Origin of the sequence: Agrobacterium leguminum, from assembly GCF_015704895.1 — a bacterium.
Classification (GTDB): Bacteria; Pseudomonadota; Alphaproteobacteria; order Rhizobiales; family Rhizobiaceae; genus Agrobacterium; species Agrobacterium leguminum.
In genome coordinates this window covers 86,928-111,942 of the sequence record NZ_JADQWB010000015.1, presented here as the reverse complement: position 1 = coordinate 111,942, position 25,015 = coordinate 86,928, and the positions used below count along the sequence as shown (strand labels likewise).

At 61.0% G+C, this 25,015-nt stretch carries 23 protein-coding genes; 7 read left to right on the top strand and 16 right to left on the bottom strand.

Translation table 11 applies throughout. From position 1 onward, the window contains the following. Positions 1-4 precede the first annotated feature (4 nt). The 4 genes from I3J13_RS19635 to I3J13_RS19620 form a co-directional block, all read right to left on the bottom strand. On the bottom strand, positions 5-916 hold the full coding sequence (locus I3J13_RS19635) for an ABC transporter permease (RefSeq protein ID WP_003508215.1): 912 nt from the start codon (positions 914-916) through the stop codon (positions 5-7). A 236-nt stretch (positions 917-1,152) separates the two neighbouring features. Continuing rightward, entirely contained in the window at positions 1,153-2,442 is a 1,290-nt protein-coding gene (locus tag I3J13_RS19630; RefSeq protein WP_020811719.1) for an ABC transporter substrate-binding protein, read from the bottom strand. 30 nt (positions 2,443-2,472) lie between these two features. Beyond that, positions 2,473-3,558 (bottom strand): ABC transporter ATP-binding protein, encoded by a 1,086-nt coding sequence (locus tag I3J13_RS19625; RefSeq protein WP_196379889.1) that lies wholly within the window; start codon positions 3,556-3,558, stop codon positions 2,473-2,475. 182 nt (positions 3,559-3,740) lie between these two features. Next, a complete protein-coding gene (locus I3J13_RS19620; protein ID WP_196379888.1) occupies positions 3,741-4,721 on the bottom strand; it encodes a 3'-5' exonuclease in 981 nt (326 codons plus the stop codon). A gap of 191 nt (positions 4,722-4,912) precedes the next feature. Here I3J13_RS19620 and I3J13_RS19615 point away from each other — a divergent pair, with 191 nt between their 5' ends. Continuing rightward, positions 4,913-5,815 (top strand): hypothetical protein, encoded by a 903-nt coding sequence (locus I3J13_RS19615; protein WP_196379887.1) that lies wholly within the window; start codon positions 4,913-4,915, stop codon positions 5,813-5,815. Between the two features lie 36 nt (positions 5,816-5,851). On the opposite strand, the gene I3J13_RS19610 is transcribed toward I3J13_RS19615, so the two are convergent. Further along, on the bottom strand, positions 5,852-6,265 hold the full coding sequence (locus I3J13_RS19610; protein ID WP_174057609.1) for a hypothetical protein: 414 nt from the start codon (positions 6,263-6,265) through the stop codon (positions 5,852-5,854). Positions 6,266-6,438: 173 nt separating this feature from the next. Then, positions 6,439-7,332, bottom strand: a complete 894-nt coding sequence (locus I3J13_RS19605; protein WP_196379886.1) for a transglycosylase SLT domain-containing protein — start codon at positions 7,330-7,332, stop codon at positions 6,439-6,441. Here I3J13_RS19605 and I3J13_RS19600 point away from each other — a divergent pair. Beyond that, the gene (locus I3J13_RS19600; RefSeq protein ID WP_196379885.1) at positions 7,331-7,564 is read left to right on the top strand and encodes a hypothetical protein; all 234 of its coding nucleotides are present in this window, start codon (positions 7,331-7,333) and stop codon (positions 7,562-7,564) included. The two genes, I3J13_RS19605 and I3J13_RS19600, sit on opposite strands and share 2 nt — an antisense overlap. 168 nt (positions 7,565-7,732) lie before the next feature. Here the strand turns inward: I3J13_RS19600 and I3J13_RS19595 are convergent, their stop codons facing one another. After that, on the bottom strand, positions 7,733-9,517 hold the full coding sequence (locus I3J13_RS19595) for a methyl-accepting chemotaxis protein (protein ID WP_196379884.1): 1,785 nt from the start codon (positions 9,515-9,517) through the stop codon (positions 7,733-7,735). Positions 9,518-9,790: 273 nt separating this feature from the next. Between I3J13_RS19595 and I3J13_RS19590 the strand changes: the two genes are divergently transcribed. The 5 genes from I3J13_RS19590 (at position 9,791) to I3J13_RS19570 (ending at position 14,887) form a co-directional block, all read left to right on the top strand. Further along, on the top strand, positions 9,791-10,264 hold the full coding sequence (locus I3J13_RS19590) for a VOC family protein (protein WP_004432877.1): 474 nt from the start codon (positions 9,791-9,793) through the stop codon (positions 10,262-10,264). A 260-nt stretch (positions 10,265-10,524) separates the two neighbouring features. Beyond that, positions 10,525-11,868, top strand: coding sequence for an extracellular solute-binding protein (locus I3J13_RS19585; protein WP_196379883.1), 1,344 nt, complete (start codon positions 10,525-10,527; stop codon positions 11,866-11,868). Positions 11,869-11,950: 82 nt separating this feature from the next. Then, positions 11,951-12,841 carry a carbohydrate ABC transporter permease gene (locus tag I3J13_RS19580; RefSeq protein ID WP_196379882.1) on the top strand — a complete coding sequence of 297 codons (891 nt, stop codon included), beginning with the start codon at positions 11,951-11,953 and terminating at the stop codon, positions 12,839-12,841. A 7-nt stretch (positions 12,842-12,848) separates the two neighbouring features. Then, positions 12,849-13,733 (top strand): ABC transporter permease subunit, encoded by an 885-nt coding sequence (locus I3J13_RS19575; protein WP_003520206.1) that lies wholly within the window; start codon positions 12,849-12,851, stop codon positions 13,731-13,733. A gap of 32 nt (positions 13,734-13,765) precedes the next feature. Beyond that, positions 13,766-14,887: a sn-glycerol-3-phosphate import ATP-binding protein UgpC gene (locus tag I3J13_RS19570; protein WP_080854754.1), complete on the top strand. Its 1,122-nt coding sequence runs from the start codon at positions 13,766-13,768 to the stop codon at positions 14,885-14,887. 280 nt (positions 14,888-15,167) lie between these two features. On the opposite strand, the gene I3J13_RS19565 is transcribed toward I3J13_RS19570, so the two are convergent. The 9 genes from I3J13_RS19565 to I3J13_RS19525 form a co-directional block, all read right to left on the bottom strand. Continuing rightward, positions 15,168-16,115, bottom strand: coding sequence for a LysR family transcriptional regulator (locus I3J13_RS19565; protein WP_196379881.1), 948 nt, complete (start codon positions 16,113-16,115; stop codon positions 15,168-15,170). Positions 16,116-16,177: 62 nt separating this feature from the next. Continuing rightward, positions 16,178-17,686 (bottom strand): carboxylesterase/lipase family protein, encoded by a 1,509-nt coding sequence (locus I3J13_RS19560; RefSeq protein WP_196379880.1) that lies wholly within the window; start codon positions 17,684-17,686, stop codon positions 16,178-16,180. A gap of 1 nt (position 17,687) precedes the next feature. Continuing rightward, the gene (locus tag I3J13_RS19555) at positions 17,688-18,476 is read right to left on the bottom strand and encodes an ABC transporter permease (protein ID WP_059757194.1); all 789 of its coding nucleotides are present in this window, start codon (positions 18,474-18,476) and stop codon (positions 17,688-17,690) included. A gap of 8 nt (positions 18,477-18,484) precedes the next feature. Further along, positions 18,485-19,360 carry an ABC transporter permease gene (locus I3J13_RS19550; protein ID WP_196379879.1) on the bottom strand — a complete coding sequence of 292 codons (876 nt, stop codon included), beginning with the start codon at positions 19,358-19,360 and terminating at the stop codon, positions 18,485-18,487. Beyond that, positions 19,360-20,415 carry an ABC transporter ATP-binding protein gene (locus I3J13_RS19545; protein ID WP_196379878.1) on the bottom strand — a complete coding sequence of 352 codons (1,056 nt, stop codon included), beginning with the start codon at positions 20,413-20,415 and terminating at the stop codon, positions 19,360-19,362. The genes I3J13_RS19550 and I3J13_RS19545 overlap by 1 nt, the downstream gene beginning before the upstream one ends. Positions 20,416-20,435: 20 nt before the next feature. Further along, positions 20,436-21,509 carry an ABC transporter substrate-binding protein gene (locus I3J13_RS19540; RefSeq protein WP_196379877.1) on the bottom strand — a complete coding sequence of 358 codons (1,074 nt, stop codon included), beginning with the start codon at positions 21,507-21,509 and terminating at the stop codon, positions 20,436-20,438. A gap of 30 nt (positions 21,510-21,539) precedes the next feature. Beyond that, positions 21,540-22,541, bottom strand: a complete 1,002-nt coding sequence (locus tag I3J13_RS19535; RefSeq protein ID WP_059757183.1) for a dipeptidase — start codon at positions 22,539-22,541, stop codon at positions 21,540-21,542. Continuing rightward, positions 22,538-23,182 carry a 2-hydroxychromene-2-carboxylate isomerase gene (locus tag I3J13_RS19530; protein ID WP_196379876.1) on the bottom strand — a complete coding sequence of 215 codons (645 nt, stop codon included), beginning with the start codon at positions 23,180-23,182 and terminating at the stop codon, positions 22,538-22,540. Before I3J13_RS19530 ends, I3J13_RS19535 begins: the two co-directional genes overlap by 4 nt. Further along, a complete protein-coding gene (locus I3J13_RS19525) occupies positions 23,175-24,674 on the bottom strand; it encodes a SidA/IucD/PvdA family monooxygenase (protein WP_196379875.1) in 1,500 nt (499 codons plus the stop codon). Before I3J13_RS19525 ends, I3J13_RS19530 begins: the two co-directional genes overlap by 8 nt. Between the last annotated feature and the right edge of the window lie 341 nt (positions 24,675-25,015).

Below are 25,015 nucleotides of genomic sequence, written 5' to 3'. Positions count from 1 at the left end.
GGGATCAAAGCTCCTTGCGGATATCGACGATGCGCAGGATGCCCGCGACCATCAGAAGAACGAGGATGAGCAGGATGACGGCGTTCGCAGCGGCGGCCGGATATTGCAGCAGCGACATCTGGTTCTTCATCATCAGCGCCACCGAGGCGCTCTGGCCGCCGGACATCACCTGAACGGTGGAGAAATCGGCCATGACCAGCGTGACGACGAAGATGCTGCCAATCGCCATGCCGGGCTTGGCAAGCGGAATGATGACGTTGCTGAGCGTCTGCCAGCCCGTCGCACCCGCGTCACGCGCCGCCTCGATCAGCGATTTGTCGATGCGCATCAGCGTGTTGAAGATCGGCGTGACCATGAACAGCGTATAAAGATGCACCATGGCGAGCACCACGGCGAAATCCGAATAAAGCAGCCATTCGATCGGTTCGGGAATGATACCGGTTCCGACCAGGGCGCTGTTGACGAGGCCGTTTCGCCCAAGCACCGGAATCCAGGAAATCATGCGGATGATGTTCGACGTCAGGAAGGGCACGGTACAGACGAGGAAGAGCACCATCTGCATGGTGGTGGTGCGGATGTGGAAGGCGAGGAAATAGGCGACCCAGAAACCGCAGAACAGCGTGATGGCCCAGACCACGGCGGCATATTTCAGGGTGTTGAGATAGGTCTGCCAGGTGACCCAGGAGCCGAGCGTTTCCAGATAGTTGAACGTCACGAAATCCGGATACATCTGGGCGAAATCGTAATCCCAGAAGCTGACGACGGCGATCATGAGGATCGGCAGAGCCAGGAAAAAGCCGAGGATCAGCAAAAGCGGTGCGGCCTGAACATAGGAGACGAGCTTTTGCGGCAGCGCGAAGCTGCGGGGCGGCCTGTCCTTTTTGTCGCTGACGCCGATGAGTCTGACCGTCACCATCATGAAGCCTTTCGCTGGATTTGCTGAAGCACCGGCAGCTTTCGCACCGGGCAATGTGTCAGGCAAAGCTCTCTTCAAACGCGACGTCATCCTCGGGCTTGTCCCGAGGATCCAACCACGTTTGATGTGGTGGGTCGTTAGATCCTCGGGACAAGCCCGAGGATGACGGAGAGTTTAGAGGCTCTGTTGCTGTCAAGACCGGCAGCCAACGCCACCGATCTTAACCGTTTCGGGTACTAAGCCGCGATGAATTCGTTCCAGCGGCGGACCATGTAGCGGTCTTCATCCATGACGGAGTTCCAGCACGCGACCTTGCCCATGCGTTCCTCGAAGGAGCCGCCATCGCGCACCGCGCCGGCCTTTTCCATGACCTTGCCGTCGGGCGCGATGATATCGCCCTGCGCCGGCTTGCCTTCGACCCAGTAGCCCCACTCGTCGGCGCTCATGTGCTCCTTGGCCGTTTCCATGGCGGCGGAATAATAACCCTGACGGTTGAGGTAAGCGCCGACCCAGCCCGAGGTGTACCAGTTGATATATTCATAGGCCGCATCGAGTTTCGCGCCCGAGAGGTGCTTGGCAAGGCCAAGACCGCCGCCCCAGGAGCGATAACCTTCCTTCAGCGGCTGGTATTTGCAGGCGATGCCCTTGGAACGGACCGCGGCGACGGCGGGCGACCACATGGACTGGATGATGACTTCGCCCGAGGCCATGAGGTTGACGCTTTCGTCGAAGCTCTTCCAGAAGGCGCGGAACTGGCCGTCCTTCTTGGCCTTGATGAGGAAGTCGATGGTCTTGTCGATCTCCTCCTTGGTCATGTTGCCCTTGTCGGCATATTTGATGTTGCCCATGGCTTCCATGATCATCGCCGCATCCATGATGCCGATGGAGGGAATGTTGAGAATGGAGGTCTTGCCCTTGAACTTCGGGTCCATGATATCGGCCCAGCTGGAGATATCGCGGCCGACGAGATCGGGGCGGATGCCGAGCGTATCGGCATTGTAGATGGTCGGGACCATGGTGAAATAATCGGTCTCGCCCTTCGCAAATGTCTTGTCGCCAGGCTTTTCGACGAAACCGACCGTGTGCGGGGCCGTGCCCTGCGCCACGACGCTGTCCGGCTTCAGCTTGCCGTTTTTGAACAGCGGCACGATCTTGTCGTAATATTTCAGCTTCTTGATTTCCATCGGCTGGATGACGCCGGCCGGATAGACCTTCTTCAGGATCCAGTATTCGATATCGGCAATATCGTAGGAATTCGGCTGGGTGACGGCGCGCTGGGCGGCGGCGTCGGAATCCGTCGCCGTCATTTCGAGCGTGATGCCGAGATCGGCCTTGCACTTTTCGGCAATGGCGTTGAGGTTCGACACACCCGTGCCGAACTGGCGGATAGTGATCGGGTTCTGCGCCCAGATGGTCGGGAAGCCGGTGATGAGGCCGGAGCCGATTGCCGCACCCGTGGCGGCTGCTCCCGCCTTCAGGAGGCCGCGGCGGGACAGGCCCTTTTTGCTGTTGGTGGTATCGGTCATTTCAAAGTTCTCCTCTGGTTATTTTTGGGGTCACTTCTCTACCCGGCCGAGCACGATGGCATCGGCCGCATTCCATGAAAGCGGTATGGCGTCGCCGGTCCTGACCGGGTTTTCGAAGAAGGCGGCATCGCTGAGGATGACGTTGAAATCCTCGATGCCCGCGCCGGTTACGGCGATCTTCACGCTTGCGCCGCGATATTCGACATTCGAGACGATGCCGGTGAAACCGAGGCCCGGCTGGTCTGCTTCACCGACGCGCACCCGGTCGGTGCGCACGGCGATATCGACCGCGCCGTCATCCGGGGCGACGCCGCTTGCCGTGAAAGTGCCGCCGCCCGCCACTTCGAGCGTGACGAGATCGCCCGTTTTTTCCCGGTAACGCCCGGAAATGACATTGTGGTCGCCCATGAAGCGGGCAACGAAGGCGGTGGCGGGATGCTCGAACACCTCGCGCGGGGTGGCCGCCTGTTCGATGCGGCCGTCATTCATGACGACGATGATATCGGCCAGCGCCATGGCCTCTTCCTGGCTGTGGGTGACGTGAACGAAGGTAATGCCGAGCGAGGTCTGCAGCTTCTTCAGCTCGGCGCGCATGCGGATCTTGAGAAACGGATCGAGCGCCGAAAGCGGCTCGTCCAGCAGCAGCGCCTCGGGATCGGTAATCAGCGCACGCGCCAGCGCCACGCGCTGTTGCTGGCCGCCGGAAAGCTGGGCCGGACGGCGGCTGGCATAGGGTTCGAGCTGCATCAGCCGCAGCATCTCGAGCGCCTTCGCCCGGCGGGTTTCCTTGTCCACGCCCTTCATCTTGAGGCTGAAGGCGACATTGTCGACGAGATCGAGGTGCGGAAACAGCGCATAGGACTGGAACATCATCGCCGTGCCGCGCCGGGCGGGCGGCAGATCGGTGACGACTGTATTGCCGAGCCGGACATCGCCGCTGGAGATGCTTTCGTGGCCGGCAATCATCCGCAATGTCGAGGTCTTGCCGCAGCCCGACGGGCCGAGCAGGCAGCAATAACTCCCGGCCGGAATCTTGAGGCTTATCGCATGCACGGCGGTGGTGTTGCCGTAAATCTTGGATACGGACGCGATGTCGATTGCTGCGGCTTTGCTCATAAACACTCTCCTGCGACGTCTTTGTCATGCAGGAGCCGTGCCAATCGGCTTAGCCATTGATGTAAAACGATATTTTTCTGCGCTTCGGAAAGCCTTGCGCGGACCTGCCCAATTTTACATCGATTGTTTTCGATTCATTGCAGAAATTGTATGCAATCTGCGAACCCGAAATATCCCGCGCTTCACCCGGCCTTGAACCGGTCGAAAGCGGTGAGATATTTGACGGTGGGATCGGCATCCCAGCGGTAAATTTCGGTCCGCAGGAAATGAAGTTCCTCTTCGAGCTTTTCCTCCGGCAGTTCCACCCACCAGGATTTCGGCCGGCCATCGGAACCGTCCGACCAGCGATAGCCCCGCTTTTTCAGATGATCCTTCATGTCGAACGGGCTGTTTTCCGCGTAGAGGCGCACCCTTGAGCGCCGGCTCGCCTCATGGAGTTCGGCAAAGGGCGTGCTGCTCTGGCCGGGGCGCGTCTGCTCCAGCACTTCCAGCAGGGCGAAACAATCGTCCACGGCGCGATGGCCATCGTGGAAATAGCCGGATTGGCCGATCAGATAACCGAGCTTGTTGCCCTCGAAACCACGCAAGCGCCAGTCTATTTCCGAAACGGAGCAGGCCCATGCCTTGTCCCTGAAGATCGGCGAGAAGGCCTCGCAAAAGGGGCGGTCGAAACCGGCATTGTGGGCGATGATCAGATCGGCATGGGCAATGAGGGAGGTCAGCCGGTCCATGTCTATCGACTGTCCCGCGACCATCTCGTCGGTAATACCGGTCAGGCGCGTGATTTCTTCGGGAATGGCGATACCCGGCTGCCGCAACCCGCCATAGATGCCAGTGACATCGCCGATTGTGCCGTTATCGTCGAATGTGAAGGCGATGACGCCGATTTCGATGATCTCGTCGGTGCGATGGTCGAGACCCGTCGTTTCCGTATCGAGGATCACACCCTGACGGGCAAACTCCGGCCTTGGCCGATCGACGACCGCGCGCGGCTGCAGCCGGCGCAGGACACGATAATTACCGGTGGATTCAAGATATGCGGCAAGGGCCTCATCGTCCGTACCGGTCTTTTGGGCCGTTTCGCGACCACCGGCTTTTCGCCCTCTTTCAGCCTGCGGAAGCCGCGCTGCCGCGGGTGCGAAAAAATCCAACTGGGAGGTCATTATGCGCCTGTCCGCCTTGCCCGGAAATCAAGATTGAGTATTCCAACATATGCGCACAGGCTCACAGTAACAACAGCGGTCGCTCTCATCCACAGAAACGGCATATCTCACGGGGTACAGTTAAGGGTTGCGGCTTCAATTTACGATGGTAAAAAAAGCGCACCGTTCCCGTGTTTCAGGAGAGAAGAAGAATGCCGCTTCCATCGCCTTCCAACCCGAAAACGCTCGCTGACCAGAGCCGGCTGAAGCTGTTTCCGCTGCAAAGCGGGCCGCATTTCGCCAATGCAGGCCTTACCAACGGGGCGAGCGGCATTGTCTTTACCGGCTATACGCGCGATGCGAGCCTCGACAACGAGGCCTTCTCCTGCTGCGGCAGTTACACCCTGCGCAATTCCGTCCACGCCGCGATTGCCGGTACGACAAGCGACAATTGCACGGTCTTTGCCCTGAAGAGCATCATCAACCAGCGCCCGTGCCTCGCGGTCGGGAAGTTCGACCCGGATGGCAAGCCGCTGGCATTGTCAAAGTCGGAATTCGAAGAGGTCACCAAACCCCTGTTCCAGTTCGCGGACAAGGTGTCGCCGATTCTCGGCAGCGAGCCGGCGCCGGGCATCCAGATCCGCAGCGGCGACGCCTCCTATAATTATCAGGTGGACGCACGCAGCGGCCGCTTCCGCTTCACCTATAAGGACGCCATGAACGGCGGGCGTTTCGGACCTTCGGCCGACGGCAATTTTTCCCTGGAACATGACGGCCATCGGCTCGCCAGAATAAGCGCCGGCGGCAGCTATAGCAGTTCGGACAATTCGATTGCCGCCTCGGCCTATCGCGACATCGAATCCCGCGGCTTCGAAACGACGGTGCGCAGCGGCCAGGCTTCCGCCATGTTCGGAAGAACCTACACGGAGAGCGCCATTACCCGCAAAATCGGCGTCGGTTACGGCGACACCTCGTTCCGGCGCGAAGATACGCCGGGAGGAACCATCAAGGAAACCCTTGGGCACAAGCTGGACAAAGTCACGCTTGAAGTCTCCCGCACGCGTGACCGGGCGAAGGGCACCGAATATATGTTGACCATCAAGATGGAGCTTTGAGGCTTCGGCAACCGGAGCGACCGCGACAGCGGTTCCTCAGGAAGCCTGCCTGTCGAGAAGGTTTTCGCAATTGGCCGGATTGCCGATGATCTCGCTCGTCCTGACGATGGAGGCGGCATCCGCGGTTATCTTGATGATGCAGTCGCGGCGATGTTCCTTGATCTTCATGCCCTCGGTTTCCGAGACCTGCGCCTGCCCGTCGACGGTCTTGACTTCGCGCCTGTTGCTGAGGCCGGCATAGGTCTCCCTATCGACTTTCAGCCAGTAGGATTCGGTTTCACCGTTTTCGATGATGACCTTGTTCGGGCGGCCAAGCCGGGCGATTGCGGCCTCGCGCGGTTGCCCCACGAAACCTGCGACAGTGCGGGAAATCTCCGTCTCGCCGGCGCTGGTGCACGCCGCAACGACGACCAGCACGGCCGCCAGACATCCTCTTTCAAGCCATCTCATTTCCAGATCATTCCCTAAAAAACGTCACCGGCCCCGGTTGTCGGCCAGCGTCCGGGGGCAAATCTAGGCACGATCATTTTGCACGGAAAGATGGAACGGCCGCAAAGCCGATCAACTTCTTATGATCAGCCCTGTCGCGGGAAGCCGATTTACCGGTCCGGCGCGCGCCGCTTTTACCTGTTGCGGAACACGGTGCAGGGAACGCCCGCCCGCCGGATATCGCCACAAAGCGCATTGGCTTCGGCTCTGGTTTCCCGGCCGATGCGGGCGGCAAAACGCGGCCGCGAACCGAAATTCCCGCCCCGCTGCCGCACGATCAAAGCCCGCTCGGCATTTAGCGGTTCCGAAAGCTGCAGGATCGCCCGGGTGAAAAGCCGGTTCGCCACGGCCGGATTATAATGCGCCGCAAGCTGCACGCCCCAGGGTGCCCAGTCGGCCGAGGCAATGAGAACGGGATCGTTCATGGTGCGGGTGTCGGCGAGACGCACGCAGGCATCGAGAAAGGAACGGTTGTCATCCAGCGCCGGAGCCGCCTTTTCCGGCGGATTGTCCTTCCATGTCTCCACCGGATAACCGGTGATCGCGAACACATAATCGCGGGTTTCGGTGGGCAGGCGACCGTTGGCGATGAAGTTCCGCAAGCCCGCCTCCCCCGCATTGTAAGCTGCGGCGGCAAGGCCGAAATTGCCGAACTGCACGTTCAATTCGGAGAGATATCGGGAAGACGCCTCAAGCGCGGCGATGATGTTGAAACTGTCTTCGAGACCGCGCAACCGCGCCGTTCCCGGCATGAACTGGGCAATGCCCTCCGCCCCCTTCGGACTGACCGCATTCGGCCGGAACAGGCTTTCCCGCCAGATCAGCCGGGCGAAATAATCCGGCGGAACGGCATGGCGGGCGGCGAGCACCTCAATGGCATGGCAAAGATCGTTATTGTAACTGCCGGCATTGATGCACAGGTCCGGCGCGACATCATGTGTATAGGCGCAGGAGGCTTTTTCCCCGGCGGGCTGTTCGGCTCGCGCCGCGCCGAAGGCTGCGGTCAGCAGACACAGGGCAAGAGCCATGCGGCTTGTCGATATCCCTGCCAAGCGAAAGTCCCCGAAAATTCCAGAAGCGATGTGCCGATTATCGGCCAATCCGGAAGATATGCCCAGCTTTCCGGCTTGTCATCACGTATCGAACATCGAATGGACTGGCGTGATCGGATGGGAAGGCAAGTCGAGCCAATCACGCCGACGTCATCCTCGGGCCTGTCCCGAGGATCTGCAACGTATTGATTTTATTAAACGTGATTAGATCCTCGGCACAAGGCCGAGGATGACGCCGAGAGAATGTTGATACTCCGCAGCTGACTTTAAAGGGTGCTGCGGACCGTCCGGAATTTAAACCGGACGACAGTGGCACAGTGCCGATGATGAGAGAATGTGGGCTCACCACCGGCTTCAAAGCAACTGAGGTCTCACTCTAGAAGTCCTGCCACTCCTCATGCTTGACGGCAACCGCAGCGGAACCGCGCGCCGCAAGCGGGCGGGATGCGCTGCGATGCGAGCTCACCGGCGCGGATTGCTGCTCGAATCCGCTACGCGCGGAGGCGGAGGAGCGCGGAGCGTCCTCGAACCGGAATTGCCCGAGAAGTTCGAACAGGGCCGCCGCTTCCCGCGCAAGGCTGTGGCTTGCGGCGGTCTGCTCCTCGACCATGGCGGCGTTCTGCTGGGTGCCCTGATCGACGGTGTTGACCGCCTGATTGATTTCCGCAAGCGCCGTGGACTGTTCGCGTGCGGCATCGACAATCGCCACGACATTGGTGTTGATATCCCGCACCTGCTCGGCGATTTCCTGCAGGGCCGAACCCGCCCTGGTGACGAGGCCGACGCCGTTTTCCACCTGCGCGCCGGAAGCATTGATCAGGCTCTTGATTTCCTTGGCGGCCGTTGCGGAACGCTGCGCGAGTTCGCGAACCTCCTGCGCAACCACGGCAAAACCCTTGCCCGCTTCACCCGCGCGGGCGGCTTCCACGCCTGCATTCAATGCCAGAAGATTGGTCTGGAAGGCGATTTCGTCGATCACGCCGATAATGTTGGAAATCTCGCGCGATGATTTTTCGATCTGGTCCATGGCGCCGATCGCATCGCGCACCACCTGGCCCGAATGTTCCGCATGGTCACGGGCACGGGCGACGATCTTGCCGGCCTCTTCGGCACGGCGGCTCGAATCGTTGACGGCGGTGGTGATTTCTTCGAGCGCGGCTGCCGTCTCCTCGATGGAGGCGGCCTGCTGCTCCGTGCGTCTGGCGAGATCGTCGGCAGCGGACCTGATCTCGTTGGAACCGGACGAAATGGCGCCGGCATTTTCAGACACCAGCGTCATGGCCCTTTTCAGCTTTTCCGAAGCCGCGTTGAAATCCGTGCGCAATCTTTCAAGCGAAGGGATGAAGGGTTTGTCGATGCTCTGGGCAAGATCGCCCTCGGCCAGATCGGTGAGGCACTGCGCCAGCTTTTCGACGTTTTCGACGCGGCCGGTCACGTCGGTCGCGAATTTGACGACCTTGAACACCTTGCCGTTGAGATCGAAGATCGGGTTATAGGACGCCTGAATGAAGACCTTGCGGCCGCCCTTGCCAAGCCGCATGAACTCGTCCGCCACGAGATCGCCGCCGGCCAGCCTTTCCCAGAACTGCTTATATTGCGGCGACTGCGTATAGGCCGGTTCGCAGAACATGGAATGGTGCCTGCCCTGCACTTCCGCCAGCGAATAACCGAGCGCGGCCAGAAAATTCTCGTTTGCGGTCAAAACGTCGCCGTTCGGGGAGAATTCGATAATCGCCTGCGCCCGTGACAGGGCATCGATCTTACCCGCATCTTCCGCCGCCTTCAGCTTGCGGTCGGTAATATCGGTGGCGATCTTGACCACTTTCACCGGCTTGCCGCGACGAAACACCGGATTGTAGGACGCCTCGATCCAGACTTCCCGGCCGCCCTTGCCGATACGCTTATATTGCCGCTGATCGAACTGGCCGGCCGAAAGCTTGGACCAGAAGGCCTTGTAATCCTGCGAGGACACGACCGCAGGTTCCACGAACATGCTGTGGTGCCTGCCGACGATTTCCGAAAGCTCATAACCGAGCGCCCGACAGAAATTCTCGTTGGCGTTGAGAATTTTTCCCGAAAGATCGAATTCAATGATGGCCTGGGATTTGGAAAGCGCGGCGAGAACCGCAAAAGCATTGGCACCACGATCAAGAATACTCACGCGCGTTTCTCCGATGAAAAGGGATGATTTCTATTCAAAATCATTCGTGAATATTATGGTTACATTGTTAAATAATATTTAAGGATAAAGTTGATGTTCGTCATCTGAAGTTGCAGATACCGTGGCAGTGTGTTGCCTGCCGGTTTTCTCTCGCCGCCTTTTTTTGGGAACGTTCGGCGCATGGTCGCATTCTATACCGAATGGGGAACCGGCAATGACCGGCGAATTTCCGCGCCGGCACCACGACGATTTCAATTTGGGAGGAACACACAAATGGAAAAGAACACGATCTGTATCTGGTACGACAAGGATGCCGAGGCCGCGGCCAGATTTTATGCCGAAACCTTTCCGGATAGCGCGGTAACCGGCGTTCACCATGCGCCGAGCGACTATCCCTCCGGCAAGAAGGGAGATGTGCTGACGGTGCAGTTCACCGTGGCAGGCGTTTCCTGCATCGGCCTCAATGGCGGGCCGGTCTTCAAGCAGAGCGAGGCTTTCTCGTTCCAGATATCGACCGAAGATCAGGAAGAAACCGACCGTTACTGGAACGCCATCGTCGGCAACGGCGGCGAGGAAAGTGCCTGCGGCTGGTGCAAGGACAAATGGGGCGTTTCCTGGCAGATCACGCCGCGCGTGCTGATGGACGCCATGGCCGCAGGCGGCGCGGAGGCCAAGCGCGCCTTCGACGCGATGATGGATATGAAGAAAATCGACGTCGCCGCCATCGAGGCTGCACGTCGCGGTTGACTGGAGGAAGCTGTTCAGCAACAAGTAGCGAGGCGAGCCAAAAACAGGAAGATACTGATAAATAAGCTTAAATGCCGGTTTTCCGTATTTGTCGCACTTTTTTCGCCGCGCAGAATCGGCTGCGCGGCCAGTCATCATAAAACGTTCAACAAACTGTAAGCCATCCGTCAAAGACGGCTGTTAGCAGAGCCCGTGGCTACGTGCCGGGGACATGAGGTCCTTGCCGAGCAGGCCATCATTCCATCAACGGGGCTCAACTCATGAAATCTTCCGCTCTGACTTCCTTCGTGGCCGGCGTCGCCATCGCCGCCGCCTTCGGCGCCACCGCCGCCCAGGCAGAAAAGACCAAGTTCGAATTCTGGTACGGCCTTTCCGGCGATCTCGGCGACCGCGTCCAGGAAACCTGCAAGAAGTTCAACGACTCCCAGGCCGAATTCGAGATCGTATGCACCTCGCAGAACGATTACGAATCCACCCTGCAGAACACCATTGCCGCCTATCGCGCCAAGAAGCAGCCCGCCATCACCCAGATTTATGACGCCGGCACGCTGGACATGATGCTGTCCAAGGCTTTCGTTCCCGCCAAGAAGCTGATGGCCGACAATGGCTACAAGATCGACTGGAACAATTATTTCCCCGGCATCGCCAATTATTACGCCACGGCCGCCGGTGAGCTGAACTCGTTCCCCTACAACTCCTCCACCGCTGTCTTCTATTACAATGTCGACGCTTTCGAAAAAGCCGGCATCACCTTCAAGCCCGACACCTGGGAACAGGTTGAAGACGCTTCCAAGAAGCTGAAGGCCGCCGGTTTCGAATGCCCGCTCGCCTTCAACTTCGACACCTGGATGCTGATGGAGCAGTTCTCCGCCATCCACAACCAGCCCATCGCCACCAAGGCCAACGGCTATCAGGGTCTGGACGCGGAACTGACGATCAACAAGACCAAGTTCGTCGATCAGGTCAAGTTCTTCAAGAAGATGCAGGACGAGAAGCTGTTCGTCGTCAAGACCAAGCAGCTCGGCATGGACATCCTGCCCGCCTTCACCTCGCAGACCTGCCAGATGTTCATGTCCTCGATCGCCAGCCACGGCACCGTCGGCAAGTCCATGCCGGAAGGCGTCAAGTGGGACGTCGCCATGCTCCCGATCTGGAAGGGCACGGAGCGTCACAACTCGCTGGTCGGCGGCGCTTCGCTGTGGGTCATGGCCGGTCGTCCGGACGCCGAATACAAGGGTGCTGCCGCATTCCTGAACTTCATCGCCCAGCCTGACATGGTTGAGTGGTGGTCGACAGTCACCGGCTACATCCCGGTTACCAAGACCGGCTTCGACGCCATGAAGGCCAACGGTTTTTACGACAAGGCCCCCTATAAGGGCCGCGAAAAGGCCATCGAAAGCCTGACGTTTACGCCGCCTTCCGAATATACCCGCGGCATCCGCCTCGGCAACTTCACGCAGATCCGCAAGGAACTCTCGACCTCGCTCGAAGCCATCTTCATGCAGAACGCCGATGTCCAGGCCGAACTCGACAAGGCCGTCGAGCGCGCCAACACCGGCCTTCGCCGCTTCGAAAAGACCTATGAAGGCGCCAAGCTGAACTAAGCGTTCTTTCATCGCCGTCAAAGGCCTGTCCGGACAGTCGTTCGGGCAGGCCCGCCGAAATCTCGAACCCTGCCGGACTCCAATGGAAAAGCGTACCGTCTTCAAAAGCACATGGCTGCCTGTGCTCTTCGCCCTGCCGCAGTTTCTGCTTATCCTTCTGTTCTTCTATTGGCCGGTCGCGGCGGTGCTGAACTGGGCATTCACCCTGGAGCCGCCCTTCGGCGGCCAGGCGGAATTCGTCGGTTTAGCCAATTTCATCGAAACCTTCGGCGATCCGCTCTATTGGCAGTCGATCCTCACCAGCCTGATCTTTGCGGTCGCCGGTCCGTTTTTCGCGATCCTCATCGGCCTTGTGCTCGCCCTTGCGGTCGATCGCCAGCTTCCCGGCTCCGGCTTTTTCCGGGTGCTTTATATCCTGCCCTATGCGATTGCCGGTCCCGCCGCCGGCATGGCCTTCCGCTTCATCCTGTCGCCGGAACGCGGCATCGCCGCATCGCTGAATTCCTGGTGGCCCGATATCTGGAACCCGGCCAAATACGGCGAGCACGCGCTCACCCTCGTCATCGTCATCTTCATCTGGAAATGGGCGGGTTACACCTTCATCTTCCTGTTCGCCGGCCTGCAATCCGTGCCGCGTTCGCTGACGGAGGCCGCCGCCATGGACGGTTCCGGGCCCATTCGCCGCGCCATCGACATTCAGGTGCCGCTGCTGGCCCCGACCCTGTTCTTCCTCACCGTCATCATGATGACCGAGGGTTTCGTCGGCGCCGATACGTTCGGCATCGTCGCCTCCACCACCGAGGGCGGCCCCAACCACGCCACCGAAGTGATGGTGTACCGCATCGTCAGCGAGGCCTTCGAGGGGCTGAACTATTCCGGCGCCTCGGCGCAGAGCCTCGTCCTCATCGGCCTCATCATGGTCTTCACCTTCATCCAGTTCCGCTTCGTCGAGCGGCAAGTCCATTACAAGTGAGGCGGCGATGATCCAGCGCACACCCTATGCCGACGCCCTGACCTATGCGATCATGGTGGCCGGCTTCTTCCTGCTCATCGGCCCCTTCATCGTCGTCATTTCCGGCGCCAGCCAGTCGGTCCAGCAGGTCAACAGCGTCCCTTTCAACTTCATGCCGCAGGGCGAATTCTTCACCAATGCGCAAGCGGCCTGGCAACGCGCCAATCTCGGCAACGCCCTCCTCAACAGCATGATCATGGCGACGCTGGTGACCGTCGGCAAGGTGGCCCTTTCGGCCTTCACCGCCTTCGCCATCGTATTCTTCCGCTCGCCGCTCAGGCACCTGTTCTTCTGGACGGTGTTCATCACCCTGATGCTGCCGCTCGAAGTGCGCGTGGTGCCGACCTATTCCGTCGCCGCCGATCTTTTCCAGCCGTTCCGCTCCATCCTCGGCCTGTTCGGCATTGAGGTCACCTTGGAATGGAACCTGCTGAACTCCTATGCCGGCCTCACCCTGCCGCTGATCGCCACCGCCACCGGCACCTTTCTCTACCGGCAGTTCTTCATGACGATCCCGGACGAGCTGGCGGAGGCCGCGCGCATGGACGGCTCGGGTGCCGCGCGTTTCTTCGTGGACATGCTGCTGCCGCTGTCACGCACCAACATGCTGGCGCTCACCACCATCATGTTCGTTTACGCCTGGAACCAGTATCTGTGGCCGCTCCTTATGGTCACCGATCCGTCCTACAAGACGGTAATGATGTCGCTGCGCGCGCTTCTGCCCGCCGATGACGGCACGCCGGACTGGAACGTCACGCTGGCCGGTTCCCTCATCATCATCCTGCCGCCGCTTCTCGTCGTGGCCTTCCTGCAACGCTGGTTCGTCCGCGGCCTCGTCTCGTCCGACAAGTAACAGCGCGGCTTTCAACAACAAGGTTTCCCATCATGGCTCAGATCGATATCCGCCAGGTCCGCAAATCCTATGGCAAGACGCCCACCCTGCACGGCGTGGACCTCACCTTCGACTCCGGCGAATTCGTCGTCATCCTCGGCCCGTCGGGCTGCGGCAAATCCACGCTTCTGCGCATGATCGCCGGTCTGGAGGACATCACCTCCGGCGAGATCGCCATTGGCGGGCGGGTGGTCAACACGCTGGAGCCGCGCGAACGCGGCTGCGCCATGGTGTTTCAGAACTACGCGCTTTATCCGCATATGTCGGTGGCCGGCAATATCGGCTATGCGCTGAAGGTCGCCGGCGTTCCCAAGGCCGAACGCCAGCGCCGCATCGAGGAGACCGCAAAGATCGTCGGCCTTTCCGATTATCTGGAGCGCAAGCCCGCGGCCCTTTCCGGCGGCCAGCGCCAGCGCGTCGCCATGGCCCGCGCCATCATCCGCGAACCTGCGGTGTTTCTCTTCGACGAGCCGCTCTCCAACCTCGACGCCAAGCTGCGCGTGACCATGCGCGCGGAAATCCGCAAGCTGCACCAGCGCCTCTCCGCCACTTCCATCTTCGTCACCCACGATCAGGTGGAGGCCATGACGCTGGCCGACCGGCTGGTGGTGATGAACAAGGGTAATGTCGAGCAGGTCGGCCATCCGCTGGATATCTATCACCGCCCGGCCAGCACCTTCGTTGCCTCTTTCATCGGCTCACCTGCCATGAACCTGTTCAGCACGAGGGTGGAGGTGGAATCCCCCGCCGTGATGCTGCATGGCACGCCCGTAAAGCTCTTCCCCGAAACCGCGCTGGAACTGCGCGGCCGCGACGTGACCGTCGGCATTCGCCCGGAACAGTGTGTGGTCAGCACGGATGGCGCCGGCGTGCCGGCAGTCGTGGATTTCGTCGAAGAACTGGGCTCGGGCCGCATCGTCCATGCCGATATCGCCGGCGAGACCTTCTCCGCCGCCATCGGTGAGGACCTCTCGGTAAAACCCGGCCAGCGCATCCACCTCGATCTCCCCGCCGCCCACCTTCATTTCTTCGATCCGGCCACGGGAAAACGGATCGAAACCGAGGGCGCCGTCGAAACCACCCGCATCGGCAACGAGAAACTGCTGGCGGTCTAGAAGATTTCGCGTGAACGGGGGTTCGCGGAGGAGTGCCCTGGCCTTCTGTTTTAACGCATTGTCCGGACGTGAAAGCGATTTCGCTTTTTACTCAAAAGTGCTCCGGCGACCGCGCAAAGCGCGTCCGCTGCAGTCTCGGATATAGTCCGCCGCACGGGATCGGATTGGGCCGGGCCGAGTCCGGCCGGATTTGGGAACATTATACTACTGGCGGCTTTCGGCTTGCGGCTTGCGGCTTGCGGCTTGCGGCTTGCGGAACGCACAAATTACATCAGGAAATTCAATCAAAATTCTGAATTTGCGATATTTTATCGTAAATAATTGCTTGGGGAATATCCACCACCAGCCGTCTTGCCGTGGCCACGAGCTGCTCCACCTCGAAGATAACCGGCCGGCCGGCCGCCGTCACGAGGCCCCACTGGAACGGGATGTGGAACGAGAGCGGTATGACGCGAACACCCTCCACCGGCAGGCCCCAGAGGGTAATCGATTCGACGATTGCGACACCGAGACCCATGCGCGCCAGCGAAAGCGAAACATAGGTCGCATTGCTGTCGATCACGGAGGAAAGGTCGACGCCGAGGCTGGAAAGCACATCGTTGATCCGCATGCGCAGGCGAAAGGGGTTTGCCGAAGCGATGAGCCGGTTTCCGGCAAGGTCTTCGGCGGAGATGACCGTTTTCCCGGCGAGCGGATGATCTTCCGCCACCACGGCCACGCACGGCACCTCCCCCAGCCAGTGAATGTCGACACCAGGATTGTCGAGCGGCAGGCTGACGGCGCCGAGATCCGCCGTGCCCGCCATCACCGCCTGCACGACATTTTCCGAAGAAATGCTCTGGAGATGCACGTGATCGGGAAACCGGTCGGCCGGCAGGGCGGCGAGCGCCCGTGGCAGGAGGCTTGCGGCAATCGCCGGAATGGAAGCGACCTCGATGGCCGTGCGGCGCGCCGCGTGAATGCGCCTTGCGCTTTCGCCGATCGTTCTGAGACCGCCGAGGAACAGTTCCGCCTGCGCGAAAAAGGCGACGCCCTTTTCGGTGGGCGTGATGCGGGGACCGTTGCGGTGCAGCAGCGCGAAGCCGATTTCACCCTCAAGGTCCTGAATGAGGCGCGTCACGACGGGTTGAGACTTGCCCAGCGCCTTGGCCGCGCCGGTGATGCTGCCGATCGACACCACGGCCACGAAAGCCTCGAGCTGCCGCGTATCGAGATAGTCAGACGCCATTTTCCACTCCGCCCCAAGACCTGTATTCAAGACCTGTGTTTCTGCCTCATCGTCACCAAGCGCTATACCGGCCCGCGATCCTCATGGCCAGCCGGCAGCCAGAGCGCCTCGCGCCCGTCGAAAGGATCGGGAGTAACGCCAAACCCGGCCGGGCCCGCCCGCAGAACCATTGGTTTTTCGGCACGATATAGCGGCCACTCACCATTCGGGGCACGGGGCCGTTCGTCCTTTATGAAAGAGGCCCACAGATCGTGGATCGCTCCTGCGAAGCCCGCATCCGCCACCCGCTGGCGCTCGGGCAGTTCGCGGCCATTCGAACCATCGCGATACCAGACCGAGCCGACCTCCGCCCCGTGCGGCGCGCCCAGCTCATCGGCCTCCAGCGGGCCGTAGAGATATTTATAGACCGGATTGAAACGGGCATGCAGCCCGGCGAAACGGATCGCCGGAAGCTGGAAGACGAGATCGCCGGCAACCGCGCGCCAGATGCCGCGTGGGCTGTGGCCTGGCAGAGCCCTTCGATAACGCTCGACAATAAGGGAGCCGGTGAGGCCACGCGGCAAAACCCGCTCATGCAGCAATTCCGCACAAAGCGCGAAATCCATTTTCGGCTGCGCCGTCGCATGGGTCACATATTCTCCCGTCGTGCAGCCGATCATCATCGGCACGGCGGCGATGCGGGCTTCGCGTGCGGCAGTTTCCGGATGTTCCGGCAGGCTTACCCCATCGACAACCGGGACGAAGGGCACGCCGAGCATCGAGGCTGCGCCGTCGCGGACGAAATCATGCTGCTCATAGGACTGGTTGCAGAGATCGCGCTGAATTTCGAGCAGCCGGTGAATGGGCAGGGCTGCAAGCGAAGCCTCATCGGCATTTGCAGCCTCCAGAAACCGGCGCGTCAGTTTGGCGGCATCCTCCATCGAGGCGATGCCCGTGCTTGCGCCGCTCTGCGGCATGGCCCGGTGGAAAAGCCCCTGCGCGCCCGGCATGGCCATCAGCGCCGCAACGGCAAAGCCGCCCGCCGAGCGCCCGGCCAGCGTCACCCGGTCCGGGTCGCCACCGAAGGCGGCAATATTGTCACGCACCCATTTGAGTGCGGCGACAAGATCGAGCAGACCGCGATTGTCGGGCCTGCCTTCAAGATGGAGGAAACCGAGCGCGCCAAGGCGATAATTGACCGTGACCTCAACGATGCCGCTTGCCGCGAAGGCGCCGCTCTGCAGCACCGGTTCATTGGCGGAACCGACCGCGTAACCGCCGCCATGGATCCAGAACAGCACGGGCGCCCTGCCCGCCGGATCGGGCGTGCGAATATTGACGGTGAGGAAGTCCTCGCCGAAGGCCAGTTTCGAGGTCGCGGCAGTGCCCACCGGGCCGTAAGTGGGAATTTGCGGGCAGACGGGGCCGAACCGGGTGGCGTCCCGCGCGCCCTGCCATGGCGACACGGGCTGGGGCGCTTCAAAGCGGCGTTCGGGCGTGACGGGCGCGGCATAGGGCACACCGAGAAAGGCGTGAATTCCGTTTTCCAGACTGCCCTGCAATGTACCGGCTGCCACTTTCACCATCGTCATGTCACAGCACCTTGCGCAGCCCGATCAACCGCTCCACCGCCACCACGACGATGACCGAAATCAGGATGAGGATAACGGAGAGAGCAGCAATCTGCGGATCGGTGGAATATTCCAGATAATGATAGATTTCCGTCGGTAGCGTCGAGGATTTGACCGAGACGATGAAGAGCGAGATCGTCGCCTCATCGAAAGAAATCAGGAAGGCGATGACCGCACCGGCGATGAGGCCGGGTCGGACCAGCGGCAGGGTGATGCGCCACAGCACCATGGCGGGCGATGCGCCATGAACGCGCGCCGCCTCCTCGACACGCCGATCCACCGCCATCAGGCTCATGGTGATGGTGCGCACCGTATAGGGCGTGGTGATGCCAAGATGCGCGAGGAAAATGCCGGTATAGCTATCCAGCAGGCCAAGCGGCCCGAGCACCAGCATCACGCCGACGGCGAGCACGATATGCGGCACGAGGAAGGGTGCGAGGATGAGGAAATTGATCGCCCCTTTGCCGCGAAATTCGTGCCGTGAGAGCGCCAGCGACAGAAGCAGCCCCGCGAAGATCGAGACGAAACCGACAAGAAGACCGATACCGAGGCTGCGCCAGAAGGCGCCGATGAATTTGGCATTGGCGAAAACCTTGGCATAGGAGCCGAAGGACAGGCTTTCCGGCGGAAAAGCCAGATATTGCCGCGTATCGAAGGAAATAATCAGGACGACGATGATCGGCGCCAGAAGAAACAGGTAAAGCAGTGTCAGCAGAAGCGCGTGGGCAAGACGTCCGAATTTTGCGTCCATGGCCGGCCTCACGTCTCAAGCGCGCGCATGGCGCGCTGATAAATTACGATCACGCTGCCGAACAGCACGAGCAGCAGCACCGAAAGTGCAGCCGCCAGCGGCCAGTTCAGCGTCACCGTCGCTTCGTTATAAACCTCCGTGCCGATGACGAAGACGCGGCCGCCGCCCATCAGGCGCGGCGTGACGAAGGAGGAAATCGCCAGCACGAAAACGAGAAGTGCCGCGGTGAGAACGCCGGGCAGCGAAAGCGGCAGCACGATGCGGGTGAACACGCGCAGGCGGTTCGCGCCGAGCATGGAGGCGGCTTCCTCCAGCTGCGTGTTCAGCCGGCCGAAACCGCTCAGCATCGCCAGGATCGCATAGGGCATCAGGATTTCGATCAGCGCGACGGTCGCGCCGAAATAATTATTGGTGAGCCGTATGACACCATCCGTCAGCCCGGAGGATTGCAGCGCGGTGTTGATGACGCCCCGATCCCCCAGAATGACCATCCAGCCATAGGTACGCACCACCGAGGAGGTGAGAAGCGGCGCGACGGCAAGCGCTGTCAGCACGCCGCGCCAGCGGCTTTGGGTGCGGGCCAGAAAAAGCGCGATGGGATAGGAAAGAACGACCGCGAAAATGGCGACGTTCACGCCGAGATAAAGCGTGTTCCAGGCGATCTTCCAGTAAAACGGGTCGAACAGCACGGTTCTGTAGGATTCGAGCGTCCAGTCGCCGCCGCGAAGGGCGGCCATGGACGAGGAGGCGAAGGAGGCGCGCACCAGCCAGATGAGCGGTAGGAGAAACGTCGTCAGCAGTGCGACGAGGCCCGGCAGAAGCAGGAGAAGCAAAACGCCGCGATGCGACGTGCCGCCACCGGAAGTATGGCTTGCCGCCGCCATCAGGCCGCCTCCCCGATCAGCGTCACATCCTCCGGCGCAACCGACAGCGTCACGCGCTCGCCCTTTGCCGGCAGAGCGGCGGCATGGGTGGGCAGATCGGCCTGCAGGCGATGATCGCCGGCGCGCACGCCGAGCGTCAACATCTGCCCGCGATAGGTGACGTGCTCGACAATGCCGGAGAAAGCATTGACGCCATCGCCAAGCAGAAAGCGATGCGGACGGACCAGAAACCGCGCTTTCTGGCCGACCGGGACAGCGCCCGAGAAATGCAGGAAACCGAGACCGGGAATCTCAGCCCGCCCCGGCGCAACCACGGTGCCCGTAAGGAACGAGCCGGCGCCGATGAAGGAAGCGACGAAATCGGTTTTCGGCCGGTCGAAAATCTCCCGCGGCGTGCCGATCTGCTCCAGCCGGCCTTCGGACATGACCGCGAGCCGGTCGGCCATGGACAGGGCCTCATCCTGATCGTGGGTGACGAAAATACTGGTGACGCCGGTGCGGTTCTGGATATCGCGGATTTCATCGCGCATCTCGTCGCGCAGCTTGGCATCGAGATTGGAAAGCGGCTCATCGAACAGCAGCAGAGCGGGTTCGATGACGAGAGAGCGGGCAATCGCCGCCCGCTGCTGCTGGCCGCCGGAAAGCTGGGAGACGCGCCTTTCGCCGAAGCCGGAAAGCTTGACCAGATCGAGCGCCTTCGCCACCCGCTCCTTGCGCTCGGATTTTGCGATGCCGCGCATTTCCAGCCCGAAGGCGATGTTTTCGGAAACATTCATATGCGGAAACAGGGCATAGGCCTGAAAGACCATGCCCATATTGCGCCGGTGGACCGGGGTTGCGGAAATATCGCGACCGTCCAGCCGGATTTCGCCCGAGGTTACCGGAATGAGGCCGGCGATCATGCGCAGGATCGTCGTCTTGCCGCAGCCGGAAGGCCCCAGCAGCGCCAGCATTTCCCCGCGCGGCAGGGAAAGGCTGACGTGATCCACGGAGGGCTTGAGGGCGCCCGGATAGGTCTTCACGAGATTGTCGATCTCGACATGATGATCGGCCATGGCGTCCTCTGCTTCCTGTCTCAATTCGCCGCGATGACCTCGCGGTTGATCCGCTGTATCCACGCCGAATATTTGTCCGCCACGAAGTTCCAGTCGAGAGAAGACTGCGCGGCCTGGGCCTCCTTGCTGCCATAGATGCGGGCGGCGACGGGTTCGCTCAGCGCAACCTTGCTGTTGACCGGACCGTAGAAGCTCTTTTCGGCGAAGGTCGCCTGCGCCTCGGCGCTCAGCGCATAATTGACGAAGAGTTCGGCGGCTTGCCTATTGGCGGAGCCTTCGACCAGACCGATGGTGTTCGTCTGGCCGATGGAGCCTTCCTTAGGCAGGGCGATCCCGATCTTGCCGCCCTGCGTGTCGTGCAGATATTGCGCGCGGCCATTCCAGCAGATGGAGAGATCGACTTCGCCGCTCTGCACCACCGCATAACAATCCGGCGCAGGTTCGAAGGTCGAGACGCTCGGCGCGACCTCCTTCAGGAAATCGATGGCCGGATCGATGGAGGTCTTGTAGTCGCCGCCCTTCAGCTTGGTGAGGATCGGCAGGAGAATGACGCCGCGCGTATCGGAAAGCTTGGCGGCGATCTTTCCCTTGTATTTCGGATCGGCGAGATCGGCCCAGCTTGTCGGCGGCTCCTTCACCGCGTCGGTATTGTAGAGGATGGCGAGATTGTCCTGCGAGAAGGCGACGGCGCGGTCGCCATCGATGCGCGCCCATTCCGGCTGTTCGGCAAGGTTCGGCACCTTTGCGGCATCGAGCCTGGTGAACAGCTCTTCCTTGTTCGCCTTGATCGCCACCGAAACGTCGATCAGGGCGACATCGACCTTCGGCTCGGCGCGCTGAAGGGTGAGCAGCGCCAGCGTTTCGGCCGAATTTTTGCTCTGCTGATAATTCACCTCGATGCCGGGATGTTTGGCCTTGAAGGCGTCGATGATGAATTTCTGGTAGTTATCCGCAAAAACGCCGGAGAAGCCGACGATGTTGACGGTGCCCTTCGTCGCATCCTGTGCGAAGACGGTGCCCGAGAGCGATGCGATTCCGGCGGCAACGATGCCGACGACGAGAGCGGCCTTGCGGCGCTGATGAGCATTTTTCATTTCAGTTGCCTCCGTTTGTTTTCGATATTGTCAGTTTGCGGGCCGCCAGGCGGCATCCAGCACACGCAGCCAATTCTGGCCGAGAAGTTTGAGAACGAGCGTTTCGCTCCAGCCGCGCGCCAGCATGCGGGCGGTGATGTTGGGCACCTCGCCGATGCGCTCGATGCCCTTCGGCTTGGAAATCTTGACCGTCGCGAATTCCGTCAGCGTGCGGGCCGTGCCCTTGTCGCGGTTCGCCCAGAGCTGCCAAGGGCCGGGACGCGGCCGCTCCTGCGAAAAATCCGTGCCGATGCCGACATGGTCTTCGCCGACGAGATCGATGACATAGGCCATGGCGTCGAGATAATCCTCCACCGTGGCGTCGTTTCCGGCAGCAAGTCCCGGCGCAAAAAGGCTGATGCCGATGATGCCACCCTTCTCCGCGCAGGCCTTGAAGAGTTCATCCGGCTTGTTGCGCTTCACATCGCGCAGCGCCCGCGGCAGCACGTGCGAGATGCAGACCGGCGCTTTCGAGCGGGCGATGACATCCGCCGTCGTTCTGTCGCCGACATGGCTCAGGTCGCAGAGCACGCCGACGCGGTTCATTTCCGCCAGCACCTCGCGGCCGAAGCCGGTCAGGCCGCTGTCGTTTTCCTCCAGATATCCGGCGCCGGAATAGTTCTGGGTATTGTAGGTCAGCTGCATGATGCCGACGCCGAGATCCTTGAAGATTTCGACGTAATCGAGCTTGTCCTCGAGCGGCGAGGTGTTCTGCCAGCCGATGATGATGCCGGTCCTGTTCTCGGCCTTGGCCGCATGAATATCGGCGACCGTGCGCACCGGGCGGATAAGGTCGTCGTTTTCCCGCAGGAAACGCTTCCATTCGCTGACATAACCGATGCCTTCGCGGAAATTTTCCCAGATCACACTGGAGACATTGACGGCGGTGAGGCCGCCGGCGCGCATGTCTTCGAATATCGACCTGCTCCACTGGCAGGTTTGCAGACCGTCGATGACGATGGCGTCATTATGGAGTTTTGCGGCATCGGTCATGCGGATGTCCTCACTGCGGATTGCGAAAGCTGCTGCTTGAGCGCCCCAAGGGCGCGGCTGACGAATTCCAGACGGTCCTGCCCCCAGAAGAGTTCGCCGTTCACCACATAGGTCGGCGTTCCGAAAATCCCGAGACGTTCGGCCTCTGCCAGATTTCCCTGCCATTCCGCCACGATGTCTTCCGGCTGCGGATCGCGCACGAGGGCTGCACCTTCCGAGCCGAGGACAGCCTGCGCGATGGTGCGCAGTGTGTCGAGATCGGCAATGTCGCGCTCTTCGCTCCACAGGGCGCGCTGGATGGCGAAGGACAGGCTGATCGCATCGAGCCCGGCCTTCTGCGCGGCGATGACGAGCTGTGCGGCCCGTTCGATGGTGGCGCAGGGGTAAAATTTCGGCGTCAGGTTGAGCGGCATGTCGAGATAACGCCGCCACCGGTCCAGCTCCACAGCATGATAGCTCTGCCGGGCATCCGGACGGCTACGCAGCGGAATGCCGCCATTGGCCTCGATGATGCGGATGGGGCGCAGCACGATTGCGGCGCCATGTGTGCGGGCGACTTCCACGGCTCGTGGCGCACCGAAATAGGCCCATGGCGAAGAAATGCCGTAAAATATCTCCAGTTTCAGCGCGGCTTCAGCCATTGGCATGCTCCTTGATCCTGTCCTGCGCGTCCGCATCGCGCCATTCCTCGCCGGTGATTTCAGCGGCGTCGTGGTTCATGAAAGTCTCGAAATGACGGGCGCGGTCTTCGACGAAGAAAGACCTGGCGATGCCCTGCGCCAGACGCTCAGCGCCCGGGCTGACGGCCGGAATGCCGCTGGTGATTTTCCCGTGGGAGGGAACAGCCGGATAAGCGAAGCAATGGATACGGGAAATCGCCTCCGCCTCGGCGGCCGGCAGACCCGGTTTCGGCAGAAACTCGAAAGCCGGCCCGAGATAAGGATAGGACGCCAGCGCGTCATTCTCCTCATCGGCCGGCGGCTGATAGGCGTCACGCCAGAGCAGGACGCGGCCGCTCAAGGCGGTAAATTCCGGCCGCCGGGCGAAATCGACATCGAAGCCGGTGGCGAAAATGATGAGATCGGCCGAATAGCGCCCCTTCGGGGTCTCGATTTCCACCGCATCGCCCACGTCCGTCAGGCTGAGAACGGGACTGCCCAGATGGAAGAACGCATTGTCATGGCGCGAGACCCGGAGGACGCTGTGGCGCGGCGGCGGAATCTGTGTGCGCTCCGCCTCGACCATAAAGGCCCAGCGGTCGGCATCGGGCAGACCGATATAACCGTGGGTCATGCCGAGGCTGGCGATACCGCCGAATTTTTCAACCCGGGGGATATCGGTCCTGCGAATGAAAAGATCGACGCGGGCCGCCCCCGCCTCCAGTGCTGCGGCTGCATTGTCCATCGCCGAAGCACCGGCGCCGACCACCGCGACACGTTTGCCGCGCCAAACGCCCACGTCGAATATATCGCCGCTATGGCGCACGAAGCGGGCGGGAACCGTTTTCGCCACATCCGGCAGCCGCGGCGCACCGAGGCCATCGAGCCCCGTCGCCAGGATCACCCGGCGCGCCAGAACTTTTGCTGGACCTTCCGGCCCCAGAAAATCGAGAGCGAGCAGGCCATCCTCGCGCAGAACGAGACCGGCAAGTTCGGTTTCGTTGCTCACCGGCAGCGCCAGCACATTGCGGTACCAGACCATATAAGCCATCCAGGCTTCACGCGGTATGAGCACCATCTCCTCATAGGCGCGCGCGCCGAACTGCGCCTCGAACCATGCGTGGAATGTCAGGGAGGGTACGCCGAGCGCCGGCCCGGCCAGCTCCTTGCGGGTGCGCAATGTCTCCATGCGCGCACTGGTCACCCACGGGCCTTCCCGCCCGCTGGGCGCCCTGTCGAAAGCGCGGATATTGTCGATCCCGGCAAATGAAAGAGCGGCAAGCGCGGTCAACCCGCAGAGCCCGGCGCCGATGACGGCGACATCCAGCACCTCGGAACCGTTGCGAGAGGTGCGCGGCACCCACGGCTTTGCCGGTCGCTCAAGCAGGGCGAGTTCCTGCGCAAGCCTCGCCTCCAGCGCCGGCAAGCCGCCTGCATTCACAGACAATGCGTCGGTTTTGCGATCTTCCATCATGTTATTTCTGAATTAATGAGCGTTAAAAATTCTATTTAAGCATTATAAGAAACACAGAAGCGGAAATCCGGAAAGCAAAAATCTTCTAATCATTTGCAGTTTTCGGCAAATTTTCGCGCGAGCGGCAGGGAGTGAAGCTCGGCCCACCGATTCTTGCGCTCGACGGGATGGAAACGAGACCGGCGCGGGTGACGGGATCATCGCCAAATGCAGAATTTCAGCAAAAATCTTTCGGTTCGGAAATCATAATCGGAATAGTCTTTGCCGCGCCAATCCCCCGGCGGGGATATCGTCGCGACGAGCAAGGGCCTGCCTCGGCTGAAGCCTTCCGCAACGCGCCG